Source organism: Streptomyces sp. NPDC107538 (genome assembly GCF_055657445.1).
Map to the genome: position 1 here is coordinate 110142 of NZ_JBVKAY010000014.1, position 26689 is coordinate 136830.

The 26689-nt window shown below is 69.9% G+C and carries 24 protein-coding genes; 8 read left to right on the forward strand and 16 right to left on the reverse strand.

Annotation, left to right across the window (positions count from 1 at the left end; all coding sequences use genetic code 11):
• The first annotated feature begins 358 nt into the window (after window positions 1-358).
• From ACZ7MG_RS35115 to ACZ7MG_RS35125, 3 genes are all read left to right on the forward strand, one after another.
• Window positions 359-835, forward strand: a complete 477-nt coding sequence (locus tag ACZ7MG_RS35115) for a DUF6192 family protein (protein WP_471389400.1) — start codon at window positions 359-361, stop codon at window positions 833-835.
• Window positions 836-885: 50 nt separating this feature from the next.
• Window positions 886-1797 (forward strand): terpene synthase family protein, encoded by a 912-nt coding sequence (locus tag ACZ7MG_RS35120; RefSeq protein WP_471389398.1) that lies wholly within the window; start codon window positions 886-888, stop codon window positions 1795-1797.
• A 77-nt stretch (window positions 1798-1874) separates the two neighbouring features.
• Window positions 1875-2840 carry an RluA family pseudouridine synthase gene (locus ACZ7MG_RS35125; protein WP_471389395.1) on the forward strand — a complete coding sequence of 322 codons (966 nt, stop codon included), beginning with the start codon at window positions 1875-1877 and terminating at the stop codon, window positions 2838-2840.
• Between the two features lie 8 nt (window positions 2841-2848).
• Here ACZ7MG_RS35125 and ACZ7MG_RS35130 read toward each other — a convergent pair whose 3' ends face one another.
• From ACZ7MG_RS35130 to ACZ7MG_RS35155, 6 genes are all read right to left on the reverse strand, one after another.
• Window positions 2849-4318 carry a cytochrome P450 gene (locus tag ACZ7MG_RS35130; protein ID WP_471389392.1) on the reverse strand — a complete coding sequence of 490 codons (1470 nt, stop codon included), beginning with the start codon at window positions 4316-4318 and terminating at the stop codon, window positions 2849-2851.
• An 85-nt stretch (window positions 4319-4403) separates the two neighbouring features.
• Window positions 4404-5057 (reverse strand): GTP-binding protein, encoded by a 654-nt coding sequence (locus ACZ7MG_RS35135; RefSeq protein ID WP_471389389.1) that lies wholly within the window; start codon window positions 5055-5057, stop codon window positions 4404-4406.
• Complete coding sequence (locus ACZ7MG_RS35140) at window positions 5038-5469, reverse strand: DUF742 domain-containing protein (RefSeq protein WP_471389386.1); 432 nt, start codon at window positions 5467-5469, stop codon at window positions 5038-5040. Before ACZ7MG_RS35140 ends, ACZ7MG_RS35135 begins: the two co-directional genes overlap by 20 nt.
• A complete protein-coding gene (locus tag ACZ7MG_RS35145) occupies window positions 5466-5873 on the reverse strand; it encodes a roadblock/LC7 domain-containing protein (RefSeq protein ID WP_152167615.1) in 408 nt (135 codons plus the stop codon). Before ACZ7MG_RS35145 ends, ACZ7MG_RS35140 begins: the two co-directional genes overlap by 4 nt.
• Window positions 5870-7513 carry a sensor histidine kinase gene (locus tag ACZ7MG_RS35150; RefSeq protein ID WP_471389384.1) on the reverse strand — a complete coding sequence of 548 codons (1644 nt, stop codon included), beginning with the start codon at window positions 7511-7513 and terminating at the stop codon, window positions 5870-5872. The genes ACZ7MG_RS35145 and ACZ7MG_RS35150 overlap by 4 nt, the downstream gene beginning before the upstream one ends.
• Before the next feature lie 293 nt (window positions 7514-7806).
• Window positions 7807-8442, reverse strand: coding sequence for a TetR/AcrR family transcriptional regulator (locus tag ACZ7MG_RS35155; protein WP_471389382.1), 636 nt, complete (start codon window positions 8440-8442; stop codon window positions 7807-7809).
• A 273-nt stretch (window positions 8443-8715) separates the two neighbouring features.
• On the opposite strand from ACZ7MG_RS35155, the gene ACZ7MG_RS35160 reads away from it, so the two are divergent.
• From ACZ7MG_RS35160 to atzF, 4 genes are all read left to right on the forward strand, one after another.
• Window positions 8716-9540 carry an urea amidolyase associated protein UAAP1 gene (locus ACZ7MG_RS35160; protein ID WP_471389379.1) on the forward strand — a complete coding sequence of 275 codons (825 nt, stop codon included), beginning with the start codon at window positions 8716-8718 and terminating at the stop codon, window positions 9538-9540.
• Window positions 9537-10181 carry an urea amidolyase associated protein UAAP2 gene (locus tag ACZ7MG_RS35165; RefSeq protein ID WP_471389377.1) on the forward strand — a complete coding sequence of 215 codons (645 nt, stop codon included), beginning with the start codon at window positions 9537-9539 and terminating at the stop codon, window positions 10179-10181. The genes ACZ7MG_RS35160 and ACZ7MG_RS35165 overlap by 4 nt, the downstream gene beginning before the upstream one ends.
• The gene (locus ACZ7MG_RS35170; RefSeq protein WP_471389375.1) at window positions 10178-13699 is read left to right on the forward strand and encodes a 5-oxoprolinase/urea amidolyase family protein; all 3522 of its coding nucleotides are present in this window, start codon (window positions 10178-10180) and stop codon (window positions 13697-13699) included. Before ACZ7MG_RS35165 ends, ACZ7MG_RS35170 begins: the two co-directional genes overlap by 4 nt.
• Window positions 13700-13887: 188 nt before the next feature.
• A complete protein-coding gene (gene atzF, locus ACZ7MG_RS35175) occupies window positions 13888-15555 on the forward strand; it encodes an allophanate hydrolase (RefSeq protein ID WP_471389372.1) in 1668 nt (555 codons plus the stop codon).
• Window positions 15556-15807: 252 nt separating this feature from the next.
• On the opposite strand, the gene ACZ7MG_RS35180 is transcribed toward atzF, so the two are convergent.
• Entirely contained in the window at window positions 15808-18657 is a 2850-nt protein-coding gene (locus ACZ7MG_RS35180) for a DEAD/DEAH box helicase (protein WP_471389369.1), read from the reverse strand.
• Window positions 18658-18773: 116 nt separating this feature from the next.
• On the opposite strand from ACZ7MG_RS35180, the gene ACZ7MG_RS35185 reads away from it, so the two are divergent.
• The gene (locus tag ACZ7MG_RS35185) at window positions 18774-19301 is read left to right on the forward strand and encodes a hypothetical protein (RefSeq protein WP_471389366.1); all 528 of its coding nucleotides are present in this window, start codon (window positions 18774-18776) and stop codon (window positions 19299-19301) included.
• Between the two features lie 78 nt (window positions 19302-19379).
• Here the strand turns inward: ACZ7MG_RS35185 and tatC are convergent, their stop codons facing one another.
• The 9 genes from tatC to pafA form a co-directional block, all read right to left on the reverse strand.
• Complete coding sequence (tatC, locus tag ACZ7MG_RS35190) at window positions 19380-20348, reverse strand: twin-arginine translocase subunit TatC (protein ID WP_471389363.1); 969 nt, start codon at window positions 20346-20348, stop codon at window positions 19380-19382.
• A 50-nt stretch (window positions 20349-20398) separates the two neighbouring features.
• Window positions 20399-20686 (reverse strand): Sec-independent protein translocase subunit TatA, encoded by a 288-nt coding sequence (gene tatA / locus ACZ7MG_RS35195; RefSeq protein WP_471389360.1) that lies wholly within the window; start codon window positions 20684-20686, stop codon window positions 20399-20401.
• A 258-nt stretch (window positions 20687-20944) separates the two neighbouring features.
• The gene (locus tag ACZ7MG_RS35200) at window positions 20945-21139 is read right to left on the reverse strand and encodes a hypothetical protein (protein ID WP_336540050.1); all 195 of its coding nucleotides are present in this window, start codon (window positions 21137-21139) and stop codon (window positions 20945-20947) included.
• A gap of 20 nt (window positions 21140-21159) precedes the next feature.
• Entirely contained in the window at window positions 21160-21420 is a 261-nt protein-coding gene (locus ACZ7MG_RS35205; RefSeq protein WP_471389981.1) for a hypothetical protein, read from the reverse strand.
• 212 nt (window positions 21421-21632) lie between these two features.
• Window positions 21633-22631 carry a helix-turn-helix transcriptional regulator gene (locus ACZ7MG_RS35210; RefSeq protein WP_471389357.1) on the reverse strand — a complete coding sequence of 333 codons (999 nt, stop codon included), beginning with the start codon at window positions 22629-22631 and terminating at the stop codon, window positions 21633-21635.
• Between the two features lie 15 nt (window positions 22632-22646).
• On the reverse strand, window positions 22647-23600 hold the full coding sequence (locus ACZ7MG_RS35215) for a helix-turn-helix transcriptional regulator (RefSeq protein WP_471389354.1): 954 nt from the start codon (window positions 23598-23600) through the stop codon (window positions 22647-22649).
• 150 nt (window positions 23601-23750) lie between these two features.
• On the reverse strand, window positions 23751-24122 hold the full coding sequence (locus ACZ7MG_RS35220) for an FKBP-type peptidyl-prolyl cis-trans isomerase (RefSeq protein ID WP_471389352.1): 372 nt from the start codon (window positions 24120-24122) through the stop codon (window positions 23751-23753).
• An 80-nt stretch (window positions 24123-24202) separates the two neighbouring features.
• Complete coding sequence (locus ACZ7MG_RS35225; protein ID WP_471389349.1) at window positions 24203-25195, reverse strand: FKBP-type peptidyl-prolyl cis-trans isomerase; 993 nt, start codon at window positions 25193-25195, stop codon at window positions 24203-24205.
• A gap of 131 nt (window positions 25196-25326) precedes the next feature.
• Window positions 25327-26688 (reverse strand): Pup--protein ligase, encoded by a 1362-nt coding sequence (pafA, locus tag ACZ7MG_RS35230; protein ID WP_152167630.1) that lies wholly within the window; start codon window positions 26686-26688, stop codon window positions 25327-25329.
• Window position 26689: the final 1 nt, after the last annotated feature.

The window sequence follows — 26689 nt, forward strand, 5'->3', positions numbered from 1 at the left end:
GGCACTCCACTGGTACTTCCAGTGGTTCACCGTCCTCTTCCTCCTGACCACCCTCACCACCGGCCTCCTGTACCGGCTGACACACTCCCGCCGCCGGCGTCCGAGGTAGCGCTCGGACCGCCCGGCATCGCCATCGCGTCCCGCCTCGGCAACATGCTGCTCTCCCGGCCGCCCCACACGCCCGGCACAGGCGGCGTGCCGGGCGGAGCGGGCCGCCGGCCCGCTCCATGCGCCGGGGCCGTACGCCCTTTCGGACGCCTGAAGGTGGCCGCATGGTGCGAAGTGGCGGCGACTCGCACATCCCTCGAAAGGAACTGGCCAGTTTCCACCTTCTGCAAAACTCAATCCGACACAACCGTTGACAAATCATCACAGGGGCACCCTGCCTGCCGTCCGCGGAGGTTCGCCGAGGTTGACGCATGACAACACGGAGCGGATGGTGGTTTGGAAGGTCAATTCCCCGGAGAGCGTCCAGAGGAAGGTGGGGTCGTTTCATGCCTTGGTCGCCGACGACTCGGTCGCGGCGATGGTGACCACGGACTCCCTGCACCATCCGTCGGTCGTCTCCAAGACCATGGCCGACGACACCGCCCGGCACGCAGGCAACAAGGCCCAGTTCGACCGGTTCCCGTCAGCAGGCCCAGTTCATGCGCCTGTCGGAGGCACCGCAACCGCAACGTACGGAGCACAACGCATGGTTCATGGACCTGGTCGCGGCGTGCGCGCCGACACAGGCCAGAGGGCGGTGCAGAGGCCAGTCGTCACAGACAGGAGGCAGCCGTGGCGGACACCTTCCAAATACCCTCGTTCTACATGCCGTTCCCGGCCAGGGTGAACCCTCACCTGGAGGAGGTCCGTCCACGTGTTCGCGCCTGGGCGCACTCCATGGGATTACTCGAGCCTCAACACACCGACTCGCATCACGGCGGGTGGAGTGCCGAAATCTTCGACCGGGCGGACTTCACCCGCTTCACCGCCCTGACCTATCCCCATGCCTCCGCCGCCGAGCTGGAACTGCTGTCCAGCTGGCACAGCGTGATCTGGTGCCTCGACGATGTCTTCCTGCCGTGGTGCGAGGAGCTCGGCAAGCGGGAACGGATACTGGATCGCATCGAACGGCTGATGTCGTTTCTGCCGACGACGACCCGTATCTGGAACTCGGGCCCACCCCCCGAGGAGCCGCTGGAACGCGCGCTGGCGAACCTGTGGCATCGCACAGCGCCCACGGCCTCCTTGTCGTGGCAGGTCCTGTACACCAACTCCGTACGACAGTTCCTGGAAGCATCGCTGTGGGAGACGGAGAACCTCACGAGCCACCGGTTCCCCGACCTCATCGAGCAGACGGAGATGCGCCGTGACTACGGTGCGGCCGGGTGCAGCGCCCTGCTGATGGAGCACTCGCTCGGCTGGGAGATAACCGAGGAGATCCGCGCGTCCCGCGCGTTCACGGTGCTGATCAACGCGTTCCGGGACACCGTCGATCTGCACAACGACATCGTGTCCTACCCCAAGGAAGTCCGCGAAGGTGTGGACAAGAACAACATCGTGCGCGTGACGCAGGAACTGTACGACGTCCCTCTCCCTACGGCGGTCTCGTTCGTCGACCGCATCCTGACCGGCCGCGTCAGGACACTGGACGAAACGGTCAGGACCGACCTCCCGCAAGCGCTGCACGATCTGCACACGAATCAGCACACCCAGCGCGCCGTGCTCCGCCACGCCCGGGCGATCCAGGGCTGGGCGGCAGGCTCCTACCACTGGCACGAGGACACCGACCGATATCGGTGCGCCGCCTGACACAGCACGTCGAGAAACCGTTCGACGGGGCCACCGAGCCATACTCGTCCGTCGGTCCCCTCGTACGCTTGATCGTGATGAGACGCAGAAGCCGGATCCCGCCCTCCCCCCTGCCGCAGCGCCACGGAATCGACCCGGTGCGGGTCAGGCTGCCGCAGGGGACGGCGTGGTCCACCGTGCGTGATCACCTGGTGGAGCGGCTGGCGGCCGGGCCCGGGGTGATCGACGCGATGATGGACGCGGGGCTGATCGTGGACGCCGACGGACGCGCCGTGCCACGTGACAAAACATACGTGCCCGGCATGTTCGTGTGGTTCCACCGGGAGCTGCCGTACGAGGTTCCGGTGCCCTTCCCACTGATCGTCGTGCACCGCGACGAGCACATCGTCGTCGTCGACAAGCCTCACTTCCTGGCCACGACCCCGCGCGGAAGCCATGTCACCGAGACGGCGCTCGCCCGGCTGCGCCGCGAGCTGGGCCTGCCCGCGCTGGGCGCCGCCCACCGCCTCGACCGGCTCACCGCCGGGCTGGTGCTGTTCACCGTGGGCCCCGCGGAACGTGGCGCGTACCAGTCGCTGTTCCGCGACCGGCTCGTCGCCAAGGAGTACGAGGCCGTCGCCCCGTACGATCCGGCGCTCACCCTGCCGCGCACCGTGCGCAGCCGGATTGTGAAGGAGCGCGGAGTCATGGCGGCCCGAGAGGTCGAGGGCGAACCCAATGCCGTCAGCGGCGTGGAGTTGCTGGACCACCGACAAGACGGCCTGGCCCGCTACCGGCTACGACCCCGCACCGGGCAGACCCATCAACTGCGGGTACACATGACGTCGTTGGGGGTGCCGATCCTCGGTGACCCGCTCTATCCGGAAGTGCGGGACCCCGTGCCGGCCGATGACTTCCGGCGTCCGCTGCAACTGCTGGCGCGCACACTGGAGTTCACCGATCCGTTCACAGGGCTGGAGCACCGGTTCGTGAGCGGGCGGACGCTGCAGGCCTGGTCGTCGTACGAGGAGTGGGCCGGTAGGGCGTACGAGGACCAGGCCTGACGGCATCGCTAGCGGCCGATCAACCAGCGCACCACTCGGCGCAGCAGGCCGGGTCGCGTGACCGGTTCGCCCCCTGTCGCCGCCGGCTGTGTGGGCTCGGACGCGGCGGGGGCGGCCCCGTGTGACGGGCTCGGCGTCGGCATCGGGCAGCCCCCACGCTGGGACGGCACCGGGCGGCCGAAGGACTGTTCCAGGTCTTCCTTGTCCTTCGGCTCGAAGCGCACCGGGAGCCTGACCAGATGACGGGTCGAGATCGACGCCCGCCAGCGCAGTTCGTGTTCCTCACAGTCGAGCTGGATGTCCGGAAGACGCGACAGCAGTGCGTCGACGCCGACATCGGCGATGGCGCGGCCGGTGTCCTGGCCCGGGCACTCGTGCGGGCCGCCGCCGAAGGCGAGGTGGGACCGGTTGCCCTGCATGTTCGCGGTGAGGTCGGGCCGTACGCGCGGGTCGATGTTGCCCGGGGCGATACCGAAGAGCAGTCCGTCGCCCTTGCGGACGCGCTGGCCTCCCAGTTCCGTGTCCTGCTTGGCGAAGTAGGCGAGCTGGGTGCTGAACGGCGGCTCGTCCCACAGGGACTGTTCGACCGCCTCGGGCACCGTCATCTGGCCGCCCTTCAACTGGGCGCGGAACCCGGGGTTGGTGAGGACCACGCGCAGTACGTTGGCGAGGAGGTTGGTGGTGGCCTCGTACGCGGCGATGAGCACGACCCGCAGGTGCTGGCCCACCTCCTCGTCGTTCAGCCGCGCCGGGTGGTTGATCAGATGACTGGTGAAGTCCTCCTGCGGCTCGGCCCTCCGCTGGGCGGTGAGCCGCATGAGGGCTTCCATGATGTAGGCGTTGCTGGCGATCGCCGTCTCGGTGCCCTTGAGCATGTCGCGGGCCGCGTGCACGATCCGGTCGTTGTACTCGTCGGGCATGCCGAGGATCTCGCACATCACCGCCATCGGCAGGTGCTCGGCGAACTGGCTGACAAGATCCGCCTCGCCCTCCTCGCAGAACTCGTTGACGAGCTGCTGGGTGTAGCGGTTGATGCTGCGGCGGATGCCCCGGAAGTTGATGGTCGACATGGCGCCGGTGACCGCGCCGCGCAGCCGAAGATGTTCGTCGCCCTCGGCATGACAGCAGATGGGCTGCCAGGCGATGTGCGGCATCAGCGGGTTGTCCGCCTTGAACGTGCCGTCCTGGAGCTTGTTCCAGAGCCGGGTGTCCCGGGAGTACTGCGACGGCGTACTCACCATATGCATGTTCTCGCCATGCCCGAGCACCACCCAGATCGGCACATCGTCATGGAGGAGGGCGGGGGCCACCGGGCCGTGTTCCGCGCGGAGTTTCTCGTAGACGGCTCCCAGGTCCTCCGCCTCGGGGCCGTACAGGCGGCGGAGGCCGCCGGGTGCCGTGCCGTGGGCGGGGCAGCCGGGGGGCGGGGCGAGGGTGGGGTCGTCCGTGCCGGTCAGGGCGTGTGATTCAGGCGTCACGGTGATCGCTCCGAACTGAGGTGGATCCGTTGTCCGACATGACTTGGATCCGGTGTCTGAAAGGGTGTGAGGGGGCGGGCGTGGGTCAGGCCGACGCCGCCCCCGAGGCCGCCGCCCCCGTGGCCGCCGCTCCCGAGATCGCCAGGGAGTGCAGGAAGGTCATGAGGGTCATCAGGACGTCCCGGCTGGACGCCCGGCGGCGTGCGTCGCAGCGGATGATCGGGATCTCGGCGGCGAGGTCGAGCGCCTGCCGCAGTTCCTCGATGGCGTAACGGGGCGCGTCCGAGAAGTCGTTGACCGCCACGACGAAGGGCACCCCGCGCTCCTCCAGGCGCCCCATGACGTCGAAGCTGACCTCCAGCCGACGGGTGTCGACCAGGACGACCGCGCCGAGGGCTCCCTCGAACAGGCCGTTCCACAGGAACCAGAAGCGCTCCTGCCCGGGGGTGCCGAACAGGTAGAGGACCAGCTCGTCCGTGATGCTGATCCGGCCGAAGTCCATGGCCACGGTGGTGGCGGTCTTGGACTTGGAGCCGAAGTTGTCGTCGACCCCGATGCCGGCCTGCGTCATGGTCTCCTCGGTCGTCAGCGGCCTGATCTCGCTGACGGACCCCACCATGGTCGTCTTGCCGACGCCGAAACCGCCCACGATCACGATCTTCGCCGCGGCCTGCGCGGTGTGCGGGAGGTGGTCCTCGGTCCGTGGACCCGTGATGGTGTCAGAGCTTTTGAAGTCCATGCATCACCGCTTCGAGGAGGGAACGGTCTGCCCGCGCCTGCCGGACGACCGGTGCGCGCGCCTGTACCAGTTCGGCCGTCAGCAGCTCGGTGAGCAGGACGGTCACCACGCTGATCGGCAGGTTGAGATAGGCCGAGATCTCGGCCACGGACAGGGGTGCCTGGCAGATCCGGAGCAGCGCCGACTGCTCCGGAGCGGCGGACGGCGGGGGCTCGGCGCGCGCCACGATTAACGTGACGAGGTCGATCGGGGCGCGCTCTCCGTCCTCACCGGTGATGATGTAGAGCCGCTCGGGAGCGCGCGTGTTCGATTCTCCGGTGGGGGCGTCGCCCTCGGCCGGCGGGAGCGGGGGAGGCGGCGGGGGCGACGGCTCGCGCTTGGGGTGACGCCGCCGGCGTTGCGGAGGCGTCATACGGTCTGCCCGTTCCGCCGCGGCGGACTGGTGAGGTGGGAGCCGATCCGGTCGACGAGGTCGCGCATACGGTTGCTCATCAGGCCGGGTTCGGCGACGCCGTTGGCGAGCACCGCGAGATAGGCGTTCGAGCCGGCGGCCATCAGATAGAAGTTGCCGCCGTTGATCTCGATGATGACCATCCGCATACGGCCGTCGCTGTGCGGGATCTCGTCGGCCACGGCGCCCGCCAGGCTCTGCAGTCCCGCGCAGGCCGCGGCGACCCGGTCGGCGGCGTCCGGGTCACCGCCGTAGCGGGCGATCCGCAGGCCGTCGGCGGAGAGCACCACGATCTGCTGGATGCCGGGTACGCCGTCGGCCAGATCCTTCAGCAGCCAGTCGAAGTTGGCTCGTGGCTGGGTCACTTGAGGTCCCCCTCGTCGTCGGCCTCGGTGCGGGCCGGCTCGGTGTTCGCGGTGCGTGCGGTGCGCGGCGGGTCGTCCGGGTGGTCCCGGAAGGCGTTCGGGTCGGGGTCGGCCTTGAGCCCGGCCATGAACGCCTCCACCCACATGCCCGGCGGGGGCAGCTCCTTCTCGGGTTCGGGCTCCGGCTGCCACACGGGGGCTGCGGCCATGGCGGCCTCGGCCGCGGCCTCCGCGGCGGCGGCCTCGGCGTAGCGCTGGCTGAGCGGGATCTTGTTGCGGCTGCGGCGCTGCGGCAGGCCGTTGGCGGTCCACTCGGTGACGACGGGGACGTCGTCGTCGTCCATGTCCTCCCGGCTCATCTCCTCCGCGGAGCTCGGGATCCGCGGTCCGGTGGTCGGGCGGCGACGCTTGGGCTTGCGGTTGGGGCCCTCGACACCGCCGTTGTTGATGATCGTCCCGGCGCTGGCGCCGATGCCGTGCGCGAAGCCCGGTGCGGGCTCGTCGGTGAGCATGTCGCGCGGTACGACGACGACGGCACGGACGCCGCCGTAGGCGGAGGGCCGCAGCGAGATGTGCATCTTGTACATGGTCGACAGACGGCCCACGACGGCGAGGCCGAGGCGCGGGGTGTCGCCCATCTCCTGGATGTCCACGCCCTGCTGCGCCTTGGCGAGCATGTCCTCGATCTTGGCGCGGTTCTCCTCGCTGAGGCTGATGCCGCCGTCCTCGATCTCGATGGCGATACCGGTCTGCACCTCCACGGCGGTGACGTGCACCTTGGTGTGGGGCGGCGAGTAGCGGGTGGCGTTGTCGAGGAGTTCGGCGCAGGCGTGGATGACCGGTTCGACGGAGACGCCGTTGACGTTGACCTTGGCGATCGATTCGAGCTCGATGCGGCGGTACTCCAGGATCCGGGACATGGCGCCGCGCAGCACGCTGTACAGCGGGACCGGCCGGGACCAGACACGGCCGGGGGGGCTGCCGCCGATGACGGCGATGGAGTCGGCGAGGCGGCCGATCAGCGCGGTGCCGTGGTCGATGCGCAGCAGGTCGTCGAAGACCTCGGGGTTGCGCCCGTGGTCCTCCTCCATCTCGCGGAGTTCGTTGTTCTGCTGGTGGACGATGGCCTGGACGCGGCGGGCGATGTTGACGAACGACCGCTGCGAGGAGTCGCGGATCGCCTCCTCGCGGTCGATGACGGTGAGCACGGTGCGCAGCAAGTCCCGCTGTGAATCGGGAAGTTCACGCCACTCCGCGTCACCGTCGACGACGTGACGAATCACCTCTCCGGGGGATTCTCCACCGCGCAGCCGGTACATCGCGGCGGGCAGGATCTCCTTGCCCAGCCGGGTGAATTCCTGGTCGTGGGCGATGATCCGCTGTTCGAGGAAGGCGGTTTGGCGCTGCTGTTCGGCGCGCAGTTCGCGGACCGTACGACGGCCGCCGCGCAGCGCGACGACGGCGACCGTGATCAGCAGCAGCGTCGCGACGGTTCCGCACAAGCCGACGGCGAGCCGGGCCGACCCCGTCACCAGGGAGACGGTGGTTCCGGTCGCCGCGGCCATCAGTATCGCCGGTAGCGGCAGCACACGCGCGTAGGAAAGTTCACGGCCACCGGGAGGCGATTGAACACTCACCATGTATGCCCTCTAAAGACGGTTCGGCTGAATCAAACTGGATCTTCGGTATTTTTTGGAACAAGCGCCCGAATACATCTCAACTCGGTGCGCTGCGGGCGAGCTTAGTCCGACCGGATCATCGCTGTGTCATATTCAGCAACCGACTGAAATCACCCTCGCGACAGGAGTACGCTCTGGTCATTTACACGCTGGGGCGCCATTCGCACACGCCGGGTAATCGCGAACGGGCGTACGAAGTCGGCCTCTTGACAGGGTGAATCGGCGCCGCGGACGGCGGCCCGAAGGGGCTCCCCTCAGACGCCGACGATGCGCAGCGCGGCGCCCGCCGTAGCCTCGGCGAACGCCGAGACGGGGCGGTCGGGGTCGGAGCGGTGGACGAGGATGACGCCCTCGATCAGCCCGAAGACCAGATCCGTCCGCAGATCCAGCTCTCTCTTGGCGAGCGCCCCACCCACGTCGGTCGCGGCGATCAACTGCCGGTACGCGTCCTTCAGTTCGGCCCGTACGGCGTGGAAGCCGGCGAAGCGTTCGGCGCGGACCTCCGGGAGGAGGTAGAGGCCGCCGAGGTTGTGCGGGCCGCCGCACAGGAGCGCGACATCGGCGCGGCACAGCTCCCGCAGCCGCTCCTCGGCGCGGACGCCGTCCCGGGCGAGGAGTTCGCGGGCGTACGCCAGCGACGGCGTGACCGTGGACTCCAGCAGCTCGGCGAGCAGCTCCTCCTTGCCGGAGACGTAGTGGTACATGGTCGCCTGCCGCATACCGGCGCGCTCGGCGACGGCCCGGGTGGTGGTGGCCGCGTACCCCCGCGTCGTGAACAACTCGGCCGCGGCGGCGAGCAGTTCGTCACGGGACGACAGTCCGCTCTCCGGCCGCCCTTCGGCCCGGGGCCTGCCGACCCGCCGCCCACCGGCGCCACCCGCACTTCCCATGCCCCGATCCTCGCACACGCCACCCGAGCACCCACCGTGACCGACCACCCCCGCCCCCCAGCCGTCCGCCGGCCCGTCCACCTGCCCGCCCAGCGCCCCGCCCACCACCCCGCCCGCTGTGACCGTTCGCACGGTTCACCCCGCCCCCGGCGAGGCACGACCATCGTGAGAGGTCGGTAACTGCCCCGCAACGCAAGGGACATGGCACCGACGCGCCCCGCTTCTAATTTCTGTCGCACGACAGAAATACACGCCGCACCCGGAGGTCCCGCGATGGCGACATCGACGACGTACGGAGCACGTGACCACGCCCGCGCACAGGAGGGCACCCGGACCGAGGCCATGCCCGTGGTGCCCGCGAGCGACTGGCCCGCCCCGCCCCAGGAGGCCGCACGGCTGGTTTGGGCCGAGACGGTGGCGGGCGGCAACTACACCCACCGGGTACTGGCCCGGGGCACCGAGTTCCGGCTCACCGATCCGCACGGCGACGCCTGCGCGCATCTGCTCCTGCACCACGCCGACCGCCCCTGGGAGCGGCTGAACGTCGCGGACACCGTCAAGGTCCAGTGGAACGCCTACCTGGGCGAGGGCGTCCTGCTCCTGTCCGACCAGGGCCGTGTCCTCGCCTCGGTGGTCGCGGACACCTCCGGCCGCCACGACGCCCTGTGCGGCACCTCCACCCTCGTCCGCAACACCGCGCGGTACGGGGACGGCACCCCGCAGTCCCGCTCCCCCGCCGGACGCGAGCTGTTCAAGCTGGCCGCCGCCAAGAACGGCCTCGAACCCCGTGACCTCCCGCCCTCCCTCTCCTTCTTCCAGGGCGTGGCGGTACGCGAGGACGGCACCCTCGACTTCACCGGCTCCGCCGGCCCCGGCGCCGCCGTGACCCTGCGCGCCGAGCAGGACGTGACCGTACTGATCGCCAATGTCCCGCACCCGGCCGACCCCCGCCCCGACTACACCAGCACCCCGCTGGAGGTGCTGGCCTGGCGCGCCGATCCGACCCGCCCCGGCGACCCCCTCTGGGAGGCCACGCCCGAGGGCCGCCGCGCCTTCCTGAACACCGCCGAATTCCTCACCTCGCGGGGGCACGCATGAGCACGACGACGACCGTGATCCCGGCCCGCGCCGCCTGGTCGTCGGTGATCCGCGCCGGCGAGTCCCTCACCCTCACCGATCTGCGCGGCAACCAGGCCGTCGACTTCCTCGTGTACGACGCCCACGACACCGCCGTCCGCTACAGCGCGCCCGACACCATCCACGCGCAGGGCGGCATCTTCCTCACCACCGGCAGTGTGCTGATGTCGAACGAGCACACCCCGCTGATGACCGTGACCGCCGACGACGTGGGCCGCCACGACACGGTCGGCGGCGCCTGCTCCAAGGAGTCGAACACCCTGCGGTACGGGCACCACACCTGGTCGCAGCACGCCTGTGTGGACAACTTCCTCGCGGAGGGCACGAAACACGGCCTCGGCAAGCGCGACCTCGTGTCGAACATCAACTGGTACATGAACGTCCCCGTAGAGAAGGACGGCACCCTCGGCATCGTCGACGGCATCTCCGCGCCGGGCCTCGCCCTCACCCTCCGCGCCGAGCGCGACGTACTGGTCCTGATCTCCAACTGCCCCCAGATCAACAACCCGTGCAACGGCTTCGACCCGACACCCGTCGAAGTCACGATCACCGGAGAAGAGACGCCCAGCGACAGCGTGACGACCCCCGGAGCCGGCGCATGACCTTCGACACCCTGCTGGTCGCCAACCGGGGCGAGATCGCCGTCCGGATCATCCGCACCGCCCGTGAACTGGGCCTGCGCACGGTCGCGGTGTACTCCGACGCCGACCGCGCCGCCGCCCACGTCCGCCTCGCCGACGAGGCGGTACGGCTCGGCCCGGCGCCCGCGAAGGAGTCGTACCTCGACGCGGATCTGATCCTGAAGGCCGCCAAGGACTCGGGTGCGGGCGCGGTGCACCCCGGCTACGGCTTCCTCTCCGAGGACGCGGCCTTCGCCCGCCGCTGCGAGGACGCGGACCTCGTCTTCGTCGGGCCGACCCCCGACCAGTTGGAGATGTTCGGCGCGAAGCACACCGCACGGGCCGCCGCCGAGGCCGCGGGCGTCCCCCTCCTCCCCGGCACCGACCTGCTCGCCTCCCTGGACGAGGCCCTCGGCCGGGCCGCGGCCATCGGCTACCCGGTGATGCTCAAGGCCACCGGCGGAGGCGGCGGAATCGGTATGTCGGCATGTCGATCCGCCGCCGAACTGACCGAGGCCTGGGACCGGGTGCAGCGCGTCGCCACCGCCTCCTTCTCCACCTCCGGCGTCTACCTCGAACGCCTCGTCGAACAGGCCCGCCATGTCGAGGTACAGGTCTTCGGCGACGGCGACGGCCTCGTGGTCACCTTCGGCGACCGCGACTGCACCCTCCAGCGCCGCAACCAGAAGGTCGTCGAGGAGGCCCCGGCCCCCGGCCTCCCCGACCACGTCCGCGCCCGGCTCACCGCCGCCGCCCGCGATCTGTGCGCGAGCGTCGAGTACCGCTCCGCCGGGACCGTCGAGTTCGTGTACGACGCGGCCCGCGAGGAGGCGTACTTCCTGGAGGTCAACACCCGCCTCCAGGTCGAACACCCGGTCACCGAGGAGATCTACGGCGTCGACCTCGTCGCCTGGATGCTCCGCCTGGCGCGCGGCGACTCGGCGGTCGTCCGGGCCCCGGGCCAACCCCACGGCCACGCCGTCGAGGCCCGCGTCTACGCCGAGGACCCCTCACGTGAACACCGGCCGAGCGGGGGCCTGTTGACCCGGGTCGAGTTCCCGGAGGGCGTCCGCGTCGACGGCTGGGTGGAGACGGGCACCGAGGTCACCACGTCGTACGACCCGCTGCTCGCCAAGGTCGTCGCGCACGGCTCCGACCGCGCCCAGGCCCTGTCCCGGCTGGACGCGGCCCTTACGAGCACCCGGATCGACGGCATCGAGACGAACCTGGGCCTGGTCCGCGCCGCCCTCGCCGACGAGGCATTCCGGCGGGCCACGCACTCCACGGCCACCCTCGCGACCGTCACCGACCCGACGCCCCGGATCGAGGTCGTCTCCGGCGGCACCCTCACCACCGTCCAGGACTGGCCCGGCCGCAGAGGCCACTGGCAGGTCGGCGTCCCGCCCTGCGGCCCGATGGACGACCTGTCCTTCCGCCTCGGCAACCGGGCGCTCGGCAACCCCGAGGGCGCCCCCGGCCTGGAATGCACGCTCCAGGGCCCGTCTCTCCGCTTCAGCCACGCCACCACGGTCTGTGTGACGGGCGCCCCCGCCCCGGTGACCGTGGACGGCTCACCGGTCGCGCAGTGGGAGCCGGTGACGCTCCCCGCCGGAGCGGTCCTCGCCGTCGGCGCCCCCGTCGAACACGGCCTGCGCACCTACGTCCTCCTCGCGGGCGGCGGCCTGGACGTCCCCGCCTTCCTCGGCAGCGCGGCCACCTTCACCCTGGGCCGATTCGGCGGCCACGGCGGCCGGGCCCTGCGCACGGGCGACGTTCTGCACGGCGGCACGGTCACGGACGCGGGCGCCCCCGTCCCGCCGGAGACCCGCCCGCTCTTCTCCTCCCCCTGGCGGCTGGCCGCCCTCGAAGGCCCGCACGCGGCACCGGAGTTCTTCACCGAGGAGGACGTCCACGAGTTCTACGCGGCCGACTGGAAGGTCCACTTCAACTCGGCCCGCACCGGCGTACGCCTGGTCGGCCCCAAGCCCCGCTGGGCCCGCACCGACGGCGGCGAGGCCGGCCTGCACCCCTCCAACATCCACGACACCCCGTACTCGGTCGGCGCCGTCGACTACACCGGCGACATGCCGGTCCTGCTCGGCCCCGACGGCCCCTCCCTAGGCGGCTTCGTCTGCCCGGCCACGGTCGTCTCCCACGAACGCTGGAAGCTCGGCCAGCTGCGCCCCGGCGACACGGTCCGCTTCGTCCCGGTCGCGGACGACGGCTCCCCGCGCCCCGCGATCGCCGACGGCGGCGTCCTGGCCCGGGACGGCGACGTCACGTACCGCCGCAGCGGCGACGACAACCTCCTGATCGAGTTCGGCCCCATGCACCTCGACCTGGCCCTGCGCATGCGCGTCCACGCCCTCATGGAGGCCGTGACGGAAGCGCGCCTCGACGGCGTCACCGACCTCACCCCGGGCATCCGCTCCCTCCAGATCCAGACGGACCCGGCGCTGCTCCCCCAGCCCGAACTCCTCACGGCGGTACGCCGGATCGTGGCGTCCCTCCCGCCCACGGACGAACTGGTCGTCCCGTCCCGCACGATCCACCTCCCCCTCTCCTGGGACGACCCGGCGACCCGCGAGGCCATCGCCCGCTACATGGCGGGCGTCCGCGACGACGCGCCCTGGTGCCCCTGGAACATCGAGTTCATCCGCCGCGTCAACGGCCTGGACACGGTGGCCGAGGTGTACGACACGGTCTTCGCCGCCGAGTACCTGGTCCTGGGCCTCGGCGACGTCTACCTGGGCGCCCCGGTGGCGACCCCGCTGGACCCCCGCCACCGCCTGGTGACCACGAAGTACAACCCGGCCCGCACCTGGACGGCGGAGAACTCGGTCGGCATCGGCGGCGCCTACCTCTGCGTCTACGGCATGGAGGGGCCCGGGGGCTACCAGTTCGTCGGCCGCACCACCCAGGTCTGGTCCCCCTGGCAGCAGCGGGGCGCCTTCGAGCCCGGCTCCCCGTGGCTGCTGCGCTTCTTCGACCGGATCAGGTGGTACCCGGTGGAGGCCGACGAACTCCTGTCCCTGCGCGCGGACATCATCGCGGGCCGCTTCGTCCCCCGCGTGGAGGAGGGCACCTTCTCCCTGGCCGAGTACGCCACGTTCCTCTCCGAACACGCCGACTCCATAGCCGAGTTCAGGACCAGGCAGCAGACCGCCTTCGCCGGGGAGCGGGCGGCCTGGGAGGCGGCGGGCGAGTTCACCCGCGCCGACACGACCCCCGCGCCCCCACCCGCCCCACCGGAGATCCACGTCCCCGAGGGCAGCCACCTGATCGAAGCCGAGTTCACCGCCTCGGTCTGGCAGGTACACGTACGCCCAGGCGACCACGTCACCCCCGGCCAGCCCCTCCTGACCCTGGAAGCCATGAAAATGGAGTCCCACATCACCGCCCCCACAAACGGCACGATCACCCAAATCCTGACCACCCCAGGCACCCAGATAGCCCCAGGCACCCCCCTGATCCTCCTGACCCCGCCCCCCACCCCTTAGGGGCGCGAGGAACGGCGCGAGAACCCCCACGAACCCGCACCCGCACAAGTCCCCAAACCCCCCACCCCATAAGGCGCCCAAGGGGGTCATAGGGGCACAGCCCCTAAGGGATGGGACGGGTAGGGGCGGCGGGGGCGAAAGAAATCCCACGCACCCACACCCGACCACCCACCCACCCAGGAGCCCAGATGCCCCAACAACCCCCCACTCCCACACTCACCAGAGTCCGCACGGCCTACGCCCGCATCGAAGCCGCGAACCGCCCCGAAATCTGGATCGACCTACGCCCCCAACCCGACGTGGAAGCCGAAGCCAGAGCCATAGACGCCCAACTGGCCGCCGGCACCCCCCTCCCCCTAGCCGCCCGCCTCTTCGCCGCCAAGGGCAACATCGACGTCCAAGGCCTCCCCACCACCGCCGCCTGCCCCGCCTACGCGTACACCCCCGAGTCCGACGCCCCGGCGGTCGCCCGCCTCCGCAAGGCCGGCGCCCTCCTCCTCGGCACCACCAACCTGGACCAGTTCGCCACAGGCCTGGTCGGCACCCGCTCCCCCCACGGCGCCGTCCGCAACGCCCTCGACCCGTCCCGCATCAGCGGCGGCTCCAGCTCCGGCTCGGCCGTGGCGGTGGCGCTCGGCATCGTCGACTTCGCCCTGGGCACCGACACAGCCGGCTCCGGCAGAATCCCCGCCGCCTTCAACGGCATCGTCGGCCTGAAGCCCACCCGGGGCCTGGTCCCCACCACCGGCGTGGTCCCGGCCTGCGCCTCGATCGACTGCGTCACGGTGTTCGCCCGCACCCTCCCGGAGGCCGAACAGGCCCTCGCCCACATGGCGTCCCCACCCGACCGCCCGCTCCCGCCCCTCCCCCAGCGCGCCCCGGGCCCCTGGCGCGTCGCGGTCCCCCCGCGCGAGCAGCTGGGCGAACTGGACGAGGGCTGGGCGGAGGCGTACGAGACGGCCGTGGCCCGCCTGAGGGCCGCGGGCGCGGACGTACGCCCCCTGGACCTGACCCCGTTCACCGAGGCCGCGGCCATGCTCTACCAGGGCTCGTTCGTGGCCGAGCGGTACACGGCCGTCGGAGCCTTCGTCGACAAGGCCATCGCGGACGGCGTGGACTCCCTGGACCCCACGGTCGCCGGCATCATCACCCGCGCCCGTGACATCCCGGCCCACCAGCTCTTCGCCGACCAGGACCGCCTGGCGGAACTCCGCGGCCGGGCGCTCACCGAACTGGCCGACGCGGACGCCCTGTTGCTGCCGACGGCACCGGGCCACCCCACGCTGGCCGAGGTGGCCGCCGACCCGCTGGGCGCCAACGCCCGCCTGGGCCGTTTCACCAACTCCACGAACCTCTTCGACCTGGCGGCCGTGGCCGTCCCCGCGGGCGAGGTGAACGGCCTCCCGTTCGGCGTCATGCTGATCGGCCCGGCCTTCACGGACGACCGCCTGGCCCGCCTCGCCGCGCTCCTCCAGCCGGAGGCCCGCCTGGCGGTCGTGGGCGCCCATCTCTCGGGCCAGCCCCTGAACCCCCAACTCCTGTCCCTGGGCGCCCGGCTGGAGCGTACGACCACGACGGCCCCCGTCTACCGCCTGCACGCCCTCCGCACGACCCCGCCGAAGCCGGGCCTGGTCCACGTGTCCGAGGGCGGCGCCCCCATCGAGACCGAGATCTGGCGCCTCCCCGCCGAAGGCCTGGGCCGCCTCCTGACCACCCTCCCCCACCCCATGACCCTGGGCTCCGTCGAACTCTCCGACGGCACCCGAACCCCCGGCTTCCTCTGCGAACCCTCAGCCCTACGAAACACCGAGGACATCACGGAGTACGGCGGCTGGAGGCACTACCTGGCCCGCTGAACCCCGGGACACGGACAGGCTCGTGTCTTTCAGGGGCACGGGGAACCACGCGAGAAGCCCCCCGCTTTCAAGAGGCGCGGGGAACCACACGAGAAGCCCCACGCTTTTAAGGGGCGCGGGGAACCACACGAGAAGCCCCACGCTTTTAAGGGGCGCGGGGAACTGCGCGAGAAGCCCCACCGGCCCCGCACCCGCCGAACAACCCGCCCACCCACCCCCGCGCACGGCGGAGCCTCACCGCTCGGCGGAGCCTCACCCCACCGAGGAGTAAGCCACAACCCCCCTCAACAACCCCTCCACACCCTTACGCGCACTCTTCCCCACACTCGACCCGGCCGGCGCCGCCGCCGAGATCTGCCCGAGCACATCGATCACCTGCTTGCACCACCGCACGAAATCCCCGGCCGGCATCTCCGCCTCCCGCAACACCTCGTCCAGCCCCGACCCGGACGCCCACATGTACGCGGCCCAGGCAAAGCCGAGATCGGGCTCCCGCTGCCCGACCCCCTCGCTCTGCGTGATCCGGAACTCCTCCTCCAGCGCGTCCAGCCGCCCCCAGATCCGCACCATCTCCCCGAGCGCGGCCTTCGCGTTCCCGGACGGCAGCTTCGGCGCCATCGCGTCGTCGCCGACCCGGGCCTCGTACACGAGCGCGGAGACACAGGCAGCCAGCTCCGCCGGCCCGAGCCCCTCCCACACACCGGCCCGCAGACACTCACTGGCGAGCAGGTCCAGCTCGCCGTACAGCCGTGCGAGCCGCTTCCCGTGCTCGGTGACCTCGTCACCCCGGAGATAGTCCAGTTCGGTCAGCAGCGCGACGATCCGGTCGAAGGTCCGCGCGATCGTGTTCGTGCGCCCCTCGATCCGCCGCTCCAGCTGCGCGGTGTCCCGCTTGAGCCGGTGGTACCGCTCGGCCCACCGCGCGTGGTCCTCGCGGTCGTTGCACCCATGGCACGGATGCGCCCGCAGGTCGGCACGCAGCCGCGCGATCTCCCGGTCGTCCGCGGCGGCGGCTCTCCGCTTGCGGTGCCGGTCGGGCACGAGATGCCCGGCCTTGGTGCGCAGCGCCGACGCCAGGTCCCGGCGCGACTGGGGCGAGCGCGGGTTGAAGGACTTCGGGATGCGCATCCGCTCCAGGGCCTCCACCGGCACCGGGAAGTCCATCGACGCCAGCCGCTTGACCTGCCGCTCGGCGGTCAGCACCAGCGGACGCGGCCCGTCATGCTGCTCGAAGCCCCGATGGCCGTTGGACCGCCCGGCGGGCAGCCCCGGGTCCAGCACCAGCGCCAGACCGGCGTACTTGCCCGTCGGCACATGGATGACATCGCCCGGCTTGAGCCGCTCCAGCGCGACGGCGGCCTCGGCGCGCCGCTGCGCGGCCCCCTGCTTCGCCAGCTCGGTCTCGCGGTCCTTCAGCTCCCGCCTCAGGCGCGCGTACTCCTCGAAGTCCCCGAGGTGGCAGGTCATGGACTCCTGATAGCCCTCCAGCCCCTCCTCGTTACGCTGCACCTGCCGGGAGATCCCGACGACCGACTTGTCGGCCTGGAACTGCGCGAACGAGGTCTCCAGCAGCTCCCGCGAGCGGTGCCGCCCGAACTGCTCCACCAGGTTGACCGCCATGTTGTACGACGGCTTGAAGCTGGAGCGCAGCGGATACGTACGGGTACCCGCGAGTCCGGCGAGGTGGTCGGGGTTCATCCCCCGCTGCCACAGCACCACCGCGTGGCCCTCGACATCGATGCCGCGCCGGCCCGCACGCCCCGTCAGCTGGGTGTACTCACCGGGGGTGATGTCGGCGTGCTGCTCGCCGTTCCACTTGACGAGCTTCTCCAACACCACCGAGCGGGCGGGCATGTTGATGCCGAGCGCGAGGGTCTCGGTGGCGAACACGGCCTTGACCAGGCCGCGTACGAAGAGTTCCTCGACGACCTCCTTGAACGTCGGCAGCATGCCCGCGTGATGGGCCGCGATACCGCGCTCCAGGCCCTCCAACCACTCGTAGTAGCCGAGGACATGGAGGTCCTCGTTCGGGATGGAGGCGGTGCGCTCCTCGACGAGGGCGCGCACCTTGTGCCGGGACTCGTCGTCGTTCAGGCGGAGGCCCGCGTACAGGCACTGCTGGACGGCGGCCTCGCAGGCGGCGCGGCTGAAGATGAAGGTGATGGCCGGCAACAGGCCTTCGGAGTCGAGCCGTTCGATGACTTCGGGGCGGCTCGGGATCCAGATCCTCGACCGCTGCCGACGCTCGCGCTCACGGTCGGCCTCGCGCATGGCACGGCCGCGCCGGCGGTCCTGGAAGGAGGGCCGGCTCGCCTCCATCCGCGCCATCCTCGTCAGATCGGGGTTGACGGCCTTCTTGTTGCCCTCGCCCTCCTCGAAGAGGTCGTACATCCGCCGTCCGGCCAGCACATGCTGGAACAGCGGTACGGGCCGGTGCTCGGAGACGATCACATCGGTGTCGCCGCGCACGGTGTCCAGCCAGTCGCCGAACTCCTCGGCGTTCGACACGGTGGCCGACAGCGACACGAGGGTGACCGACTCGGGGAGGTGGATGATCACCTCTTCCCAGACGGCCCCGCGGAAGCGGTCGGAGAGGTAGTGCACCTCGTCCATGACCACATAGCCGAGGCCCAGGAGGGTCTGGGAGCCCGCGTACAGCATGTTCCGCAGCACCTCGGTGGTCATCACGACCACGGGGGCGTCGGAGTTGACGCTGTTGTCACCGGTGAGCAGCCCGACCTTGTCGGCGCCGTACCGGCGGCACAGATCGGCGTACTTCTGGTTCGACAGCGCCTTGATGGGGGTCGTGTAGAAGCACTTCTTGCCCTGTTGCAGGGCAAGGTGGACGGCGAACTCGCCGACGATCGTCTTGCCCGAGCCGGTGGGGGCGGCCACCAGGACGCCCTTGCCCGCCTCCAGCGACTGGCAGGCCTCGATCTGGAAGGGGTCGAGACCGAAGTCGTACATCGCGCGGAATCCGGCGAGCGCGGTGGCCTGCTCGGCAGCACGCATACGGGCTGCCGCGTACCGCTCGGCCGGTGAGAGATCCTCTGTCATCGTGCTTTCGAGCGTACCGGGCCCCACTGACAACAGGACGATCATTATCCGGATCCCTGCCGCGACGCCCCGCCCTTAATCACTTTCATGATCCAGCGTTGACAGGTTACGTTCATGAATGACGATCATCGCCATGCGACAGAAAGTGACCACTCCGTCGCATGCCGTTCATTTTCTTCGGGGAGTTCCACTTGAAGCGTTTGACCACGCGCGCAGCAACGACCGGTGCCGCTCTGGGCCTTGCCATGATCGGCCTCGTCGCCGTTCCCTCGCCGGCCTCGGCCGCCGCGGCCAACAAGTGCACAGGCGAGCAGCACAAGACCTACGACACCATAGGCGCGAACCTCGACGTGTACGTCGACCTGTGTGTGAGCAGGACGTCGGGCAACGACTACAAGGCCACTGTCAGGTTCCGCTGGTCCGACGGCGGTGGCGGTCTCAGCACCGGCATGGACAAGCTCAAGGTCAATCTGCGCCTTGAGCGGAACGACGACGTCAAGCGGAGCGCCGGCGCCGACTGGGCCGAAGCGACCAACTTCGCTCAGTCCGGCAACCGCGGTTTCTCGACCACGACCTTCCACAGCACCACGACCGGTGGCTGGACCGCCGACGGCACCATCGACTGGGACATCAACAACGACGGAACGGGCGGCGGCACGACCCAGCTGCAGGGCTCGGGGGAAATCTAGACAGCGGCTCCGCACACAAGGCTGGGGGCCTACCGGTACGACGGTAGGCCCCCAGCTTTTTTCGTGGTCGACGGAGTTCTACGTGACGTCGTCGTAGCCGTTGATCCGGTCGCGTTCGCTCTCCGGCGACGGTGACGGTGACGGCAGTGCCCGGCTCGCCGAGACGGACTCGATCTCGCCGATGTCCTCGGGGGTGAGATCCAGCTCGGAGGCCTCGTCGTCGTCGGGCTTCATCGCCTCGACGCGGGCCCGGCGCCGGTCGTTGGTCAGCGCGACGCCACAGGCGCAGAAGTACAGGACCCAGATGGGGCCGGCCAGCGCCATCATCGAGATGGGGTCGGTACTCGGCGTGGCGATCGCCGCGAAGAGCGTGATGCCGATGATCATGCCCCGCCACCAGCCGAACATCTTCTTGCCGGAGAGGACCCCGCCGAAGTTCAGCATCACGAGCAGCAGCGGCAACTCGAAGGAGAGACCGAAGACGACGATCATCCGCATGATCAGGTTCAGCAGATCATCGAGCGGCAGCTGGTTGTCGCTTCCGATGATCGAGAACTGCAGCATGACCGAGGCCATCTTGGGCAACGACCAGTAGGCGAAGTACGAGCCCATGAGGAACAGCGGGAAGCCCGCCGCCACGAACCCGAGGCTGTACTTCTTCTCGTTGCGGTGCAGACCCGGCGCGATGAACGCCCAGAGCTGGTACAGCCAGACCGGGGCGGCGAGTACCACGCCCGATGACAGCGAGACCGTGAGAGCGAGCGTGAACGGGCTCAGCAGACCGTTCTGCACGATGCGCGCGCACTTGACCGTGCTGGTGTCCTTCGCCAGCTCGGCGAAGCTGTGTTGGCATCCCACCGCCTGGAGGATGGGATCCGTGAAGAACTGGATGATGTTCTTGTAGAACAACACCGCGACGACCGTCGTGACGACGATGGCCAGCAGGCTCTTGACAAGGCGGTTTCGCAGCTCGCGCAGGTGCTCCGCGAGGGGCATCCGCCCCTCGGGATCCTTGTCCTTCTCCGTCTTGCGGGCAGACTTGAGCAACCCACGTCCTCATCTCGTGCGGCAGGCCGGAAGTCTGGTCCGGCCTTGCGTCAGCGCTGGGTGGTGTCCGTCGGCTCGGCGACCGGGCGGGAGCTGGTCACGTCACCGGGGGCGGCCTGGATGGTGCGCTGCGCGGGAGTCTCGGTGTTCTGGTGCGGGGGCGCGGCCGCCGCGGGGGTGTCGTCCTGGCCGTCGGACTTCATGGCCTTGGCCTCGCTCTTGAGGATGCGGGCGGACTTGCCCAGCGAACGCGCCATGTCCGGCAGCTTCTTCGCACCGAACAGCAGGATGACCACGACGAGGATCAGAATGATCTCGGTGGGACCGAGATTGCCCATAGCTGTCTACCTTCTTCACCGAGGCGGCGGGTGGGGGCCGTCCGACCGGTCGGACAGGTGTCCGAACGATCGTGCTGGCAGCGATCGTAACGCTCAGGGGTGAACGTCAGGCAATCCCCCTGCGTACTCCCGATTCGCGACCCGGGCCTCGTTCTCCGTGCCGCGACAGGCAGCGTACCTGCCGAAGGTGAGAGGGGGACAGGGCGAAGTGGCGCAAAACGCACTCGCCGGTCAAGTCACAGGGGCCTCGGCGGGAACTCACAGAGCGTCCACAGAGCGGGCCGCGCTCGCCGTCGCCCGCTCCAGCTCCTCCGCCGCCCGGTTGATCCTCCGGGCCGACTCCGTGACCTGCGCACCCAGCCGCTGGGCCTCCAGAAAGACCCGCACGGCGAGCACCCCGAGCACGACCAGCCCCACGAAACCCACAGCCACCGCGAACATCGCCCAGAACATGCGCCGACCCTAACCCCGGCCTAGCCCGCCGAATGCAGTCGCAGCGTTCTTACCCCGCCCCCGGTCAGCAGCTCGACGATCCGCTCGCCGGCCGGCTTGCGGACGGCGGTGCCGCACTCGGGGCAGGTGAAGGAGTAGAAGGTGGTCTTGCTGCTGGCGCCGATGGCCAGCCGCAGCGCGCTCGCGCCCAGCTCGAAGTTGGCCCGGCAGTCGGGGCAGCCGGCCCTGAACACCACGTCGACCGCCTTCTTCATCCCCGCGAAGGCGACCGCGACGGTCATCTCCTGGATCTCCTGCACACCGGCCTTCACGCCGGATGCCACGCCCGAGACACCCGTCACACCCGATACGCCCGGTACGCCCGACACAACCGACCCGCCGCTCACAGCCCTCGTATCTCCCTCTTCCGGTAGTACGCGTCACGATCTGCCGCTGCCACGATCTGCCGCTGCCACGCTCCGCCGTCACCAGGACCGCGCCGGCGGGCGGCACGTCACGGTCTCGCCGACCCGGCCTCGTCATAGGCCGCCAGCGCCTCGCGGGCCGCCCGGCGGGCGCTGTCGGCGAGGTCCTGCGGGGAGACGATCCGGCCGTCGCGCCCGAGCCGCAGCGCCAGGCGCCGCAGCGAGGCGGGGTCGGGGGTGCGCAGGCTGATGCGCAGCCCACCGTCCGGCAGCTCCTCGGCGCTGTCGTGCGGGTAGTACTCCGCGACCCAGCGCCCGCCGGGGCCCACCTCGACGACGACCTCGGGGTCCTCGGCCGCGGGCTGCACCAGCGCCTCCGACAGGTCCCGCAGCTCGATCTCGGGCGGCGCGGACGGCTCGTCGAGGATCTTGATCTCGGCGACCCGGTCCAGCCGGAACGTACGCCGGGCCTCGGAGCGGCGGCACCAGGCCTCGACATAGGTGTGACCCACGCTGACCAGCCGGATCGGGTCGATCTCGCGCTCGGTGACCTCGTCCCGGGCGGGCGAGTAGTAGCGGATCCACAGCCGTCGCCGCTCCGAGATCGCCCGGTCGACGTCCGCGAAGACGCCGCCCTCGGCCTCGAAGGTGACCGACAGCCGTGAGCTGGCGCCCGCCGCGTCCCCGGCCGCGCCCTCGACCTTGGCGGTGGCCCGCACCAGGGCCTGCCGGTCGCTCTCGCGCAGCCCCGGCAGCGTGGCGACCGCGCGGGCGGCCACCAGCAGGGCGGTGGCCTCGTCGGCGGCGAGCCGGAGCGGCTCGGCGGCCTCCGCGCCGAGGGCCGCCGGGTTGTGCCACCAGATGCGCTCGCCGTCGGTGTCGATGTCGAGCAGATCACCGCCGCGGAAGCTGGTCCCGCACATGGGCAGCACATCGAGGTCCGAGACCAGCTCGTCCTCGGTGATCCCGAAGGCACGGGCGACGTCCTCGATCCGCGCGCCGGGCCGCTCCCGCAGATAGGTCACCAGGGAGAGCATCCGCCGGGTCTGGTCGATGGCGTTCGCCGGCCGGGCCGGTTTTCCCACCACGTTCTTACGTCCCCCTCAACCCTTGGCCACGGCACGCAGCCGGTCCACCACATCGGCCCGCAGCTCGGCGGGCTCCAGGACCACCACATCGGGCCCGAACTCCACCAGCCAGGCATCCAGACCGTGCCCGTACGGAATCTCCAACTCGTCCCAGCCGTCCCCGAGTTCCCGTACGGCCGAGGCCTTCGCCCGCAGCGGGTAGCCGGCGCCGGAGCGCAGCCGGATCAGCGCGGAGCGGTCGGCGGTCTCCCCGGCCCAGCCGGCGACCGTCTCCCGGACGGTGACGACGTCCGGGACCTCGGCGGTGAAGGCGGCACCCCGGCTGCGAACCCTGCCGGTGATCCGGGAGAGCCGGAAGACCCGCTCGGCGCCCCGGTCCCGGTCGTAACCGGCCAGGTACCAGTGACCGCGCCAGCACTCCAGCGCCCACGGCTCCACATGGCGGGGCTCCGGGCGCGCGGCGGTCGCCTTGCGGTACTCGAACACGACCGGCCGCCGGTCGCGGCAGGCCAGCATCAGGGGCTCGAAGGCGGCCTCGTGCACCGGGATGCGCGGCTCCAGGGCGCCATGGGCCTCGTACGGGTCGACGTCCTCGGGCAGCCCGGCCGCGCGCAGCTTCTGCAGGGCACCGCTCGCGGCCCCGGCGAAGCGGGCCTGCTGCCAGACCTTCGCGGCGAGCCCGAGGGCCGCGGCCTCCTCGGCGTCCAGGGTGATGGGCGGCAGGCTGTTGCTGTCGCGGCGGGCCAGATAGCCGACCTCGCCGTCGAGGTTCTCCACCGTCTCGATGACCAGACCGAGTTCGCGCAGATCGTCCTTGTCGCGCTCGAACATGCGGTTGAAGGAGTCGTCGGAACCGGCTTCGAGATAGGCCTCGATGGACTCCCTCAGCTCACGCTTGCTGAGCGGCCGGCGCGTCCCCAGCAGACACAGCGCCAGGTTCATCAACCGCTCGGCCTTGGCAATGGCCATCGACGCCCTTCCTCCGGGTGTTTCCGCGGCACGACCGTACCGCTACGAAGCGTCGCGGCAAAAGCCGAGGGTCCATGCCCGAACAGGCATGGACCCCGAACAGTCAGGACCGGTCACGGACCGATCGCCCCTGACACGGCTTCCGACAGATCAGACCCCGAGCAGGTCCACGACGAAGATCAGCGTCTCGCCGGCCTTGATCGCCGGGGTGGGGCTCTGGTTGCCGTAGGCGAGGTGGGCCGGGATCGTCAGCTGACGACGGCCACCGACCTTCATGCCCTGCACGCCCTGGTCCCAGCCCTTGATGACACGACCGCCACCGAGCGGGAAACGGAACGGCTGCCCACGGTTCCAGCTGGCGTCGAACTCCTCACCGGTGGAGAAGGACACACCCACGTAGTGCACGGTGACGGTCTGACCCTTCTGGGCCACCTCGCCGTCGCCCTCCCAGATGTCCTTGATCGCCAGGTCCGCCGGCGGCTCACCCTCGGGGAAGTCGATCTCGGGCTTCTCAATGCTCACGTCTTCAGGCTCCTGCTTTGTCTATGTACACGTATATGTACGGGGCAACGCCGGACAGTCTCGCATCCCGGCCCGGGGTGCTACATCTTGGCGAGGATGTCCACGGTGAACACCATCACGGAGTCCTTCTTGATGTCGCTGCCGCTCGGCGGCGTGTCCCCGTAGCCCAGCTCGGGCGGGATCACGATGAGAAGGCGACTGCCCACCTTCTTGCCGGTCATGCCCTGCGACCAGCCCTTGACGACCTGCTGCAGCCCGAAGGAGCTGAGCGCCTCCCGGCTGTAGGAGGAGTCGAACTCCTTGCCGTTCTCCCACAGCACGCCCTTGTACTGCACCAGCAGGCTGTCGTCGGCGCCGACCTCGGGGCCGTCGCCCTCGATGATGTAGTTGGCGACCAGCTTGGTCGGCGGGTCCACCTTCGGCACCTCGATGGAGGGCGCCTTGCCGTCGGTGTTGGTGCCCACCTTCGGCAGGTCCACGTTGTCCTGCGCGACCTTCGTGCCCTTCGCCGAGCTCTTGGCGTTGAAGGTGTTCTGCACATCGACGACGAAGACCAGGGTGTCGGTGCCCTTGATCCCCGCCTGCGCGTTCCCGTCCTTGCCGTAGCCCCAGGTCGGCGGCACGGCCATCTGGACCCGGCTGCCGGCCTTCTTGCCGGTCAGGGCGTATCGCCAGCCGTCGATGATGCCCTGCGGGGAGAGCTGGATGACCAGCGGTGTCTTGCGGTCGTAGGAGTTGTCGAAGACCTTCGCCGTGGACCAGATCTGCCCCAGGTAGTTCGCCTGGATGTAGTCGCCCTCGGCGATCGTCTGCCCGCTGCCCGCGATGACCGTCTTCACCGCCAGGTCCTTCGACGGATCGCCGCTGCCCTTCGCGATGGTCGGCTTCTCGTCGAACTTCACCCCGTCCGTGATCGCCGGCAGCGGACCGTCCACGATCTTCGGCGGCTTCGCCGCGCTCGCCGACGCGGATGGGCTGCTGCTGGCCTTGGCCGAGTCGGACTCACCGTCACCACAGGCGGCGAGCGTGACCAGTCCAGCGGGGACGGCGATGAGGAGGGAGCGTCGGCGCACGGTGAAGGCCTCGTATCGGTCGATCTTGTCGGATGGCGTGCGCGCAACTCTACGGCGTGAGAAGGGCGCCGTACGGCAAACGTACGGCGCCCCGCGTTGCGTTCCGACAATCAGGCCCGGAACATTCCGGCTCACATTCCCGCGATGAGCTTCTCCACCCGGTCGTCCACGGAACGGAACGGGTCCTTGCACAACACCGTGCGTTGTGCCTGGTCGTTGAGCTTGAGATGCACCCAGTCGACCGTGAAATCCCGGCGCTGTTCCTGTGCGCGCCGGATGAAGTCACCGCGCAACCGCGCCCGAGTGGTCTGCGGCGGAACCGACTTGCCCTCGAAGATCTTCAAGTCATTGCAGATACGGGTGGCTTGGCCTTTCCTCTCCAACAGGTAGTACAGGCCGCGACGGCGGTGGATGTCGTGATACGCGAGGTCTATCTGCGCGACCCGCGGGTGCGACATGGTCATGTTGTGCTTGGCGCGGTACCGCTCGATGAGCTTGTACTTCATCACCCAGTCGATTTCGGTGCCGATCCGGTCGAGGTCCTCCGCCTCGATCGAGTCCAGCGTGCGGCCCCACAGCTCCAGGACCTGCTCGACGGTGCCCGTACGGATGCCGCGGCGCTCGACGAAGTCCACGGCCTTCTCGTAGTACTCGCGCTGCACCTCCAGCGCGGAGGCCTCCCGGCCGCTGGCCAGCCGCACCTTGCGACGGCCGGTGATGTCATGGCTGACCTCGCGGATCGCCCGGATCGGGTTCTCCAAAGTGAGGTCACGCATGACCGTGCCCGCCTCGATCATGCGCAGCACCAGGTCGGTGGCACCGACCTTGAGCAGCATGGTCGTCTCGGACATGTTCGAGTCGCCCACGATGACGTGGAGACGGCGGTACCGCTCGGCGTCCGCGTGCGGCTCGTCGCGGGTGTTGATGATCGGCCGGGAGCGGGTGGTCGCCGAGCTGACGCCCTCCCAGATGTGCTCCGCGCGCTGGCTCACGCAGTACACCGCACCACGCGGGGTCTGCAGCACCTTGCCCGCGCCGCACAGCAGCTGACGGGTGACCAGGAACGGAATCAGGATGTCCGCGAGCCGGGAGAACTCCCCGTGCCGGGCCACCAGATAGTTCTCGTGGCAACCGTAGGAGTTGCCCGCGGAGTCCGTGTTGTTCTTGAAGAGGTAGACGTCGCCCGCGATTCCCTCCTCGTGCAGGCGGCGTTCGGCGTCGACCAGCAGTCCTTCGAGAATGCGCTCGCCGGCCTTGTCGTGAGTGACGAGTTCGGTCACGTTGTCACATTCGGGTGTCGCGTATTCCGGATGTGAGCCCACGTCGAGATAGAGGCGGGCCCCGTTCCGCAGAAACACATTGCTGCTGCGGCCCCATGACACGACACGGCGGAAGAGGTACCGCGCCACCTCGTCAGGAGACAGACGGCGCTGTCCCCTGAACGTGCACGTGACGCCGTACTCGTTCTCCAGCCCGAAAATGCGGCGGTCCATG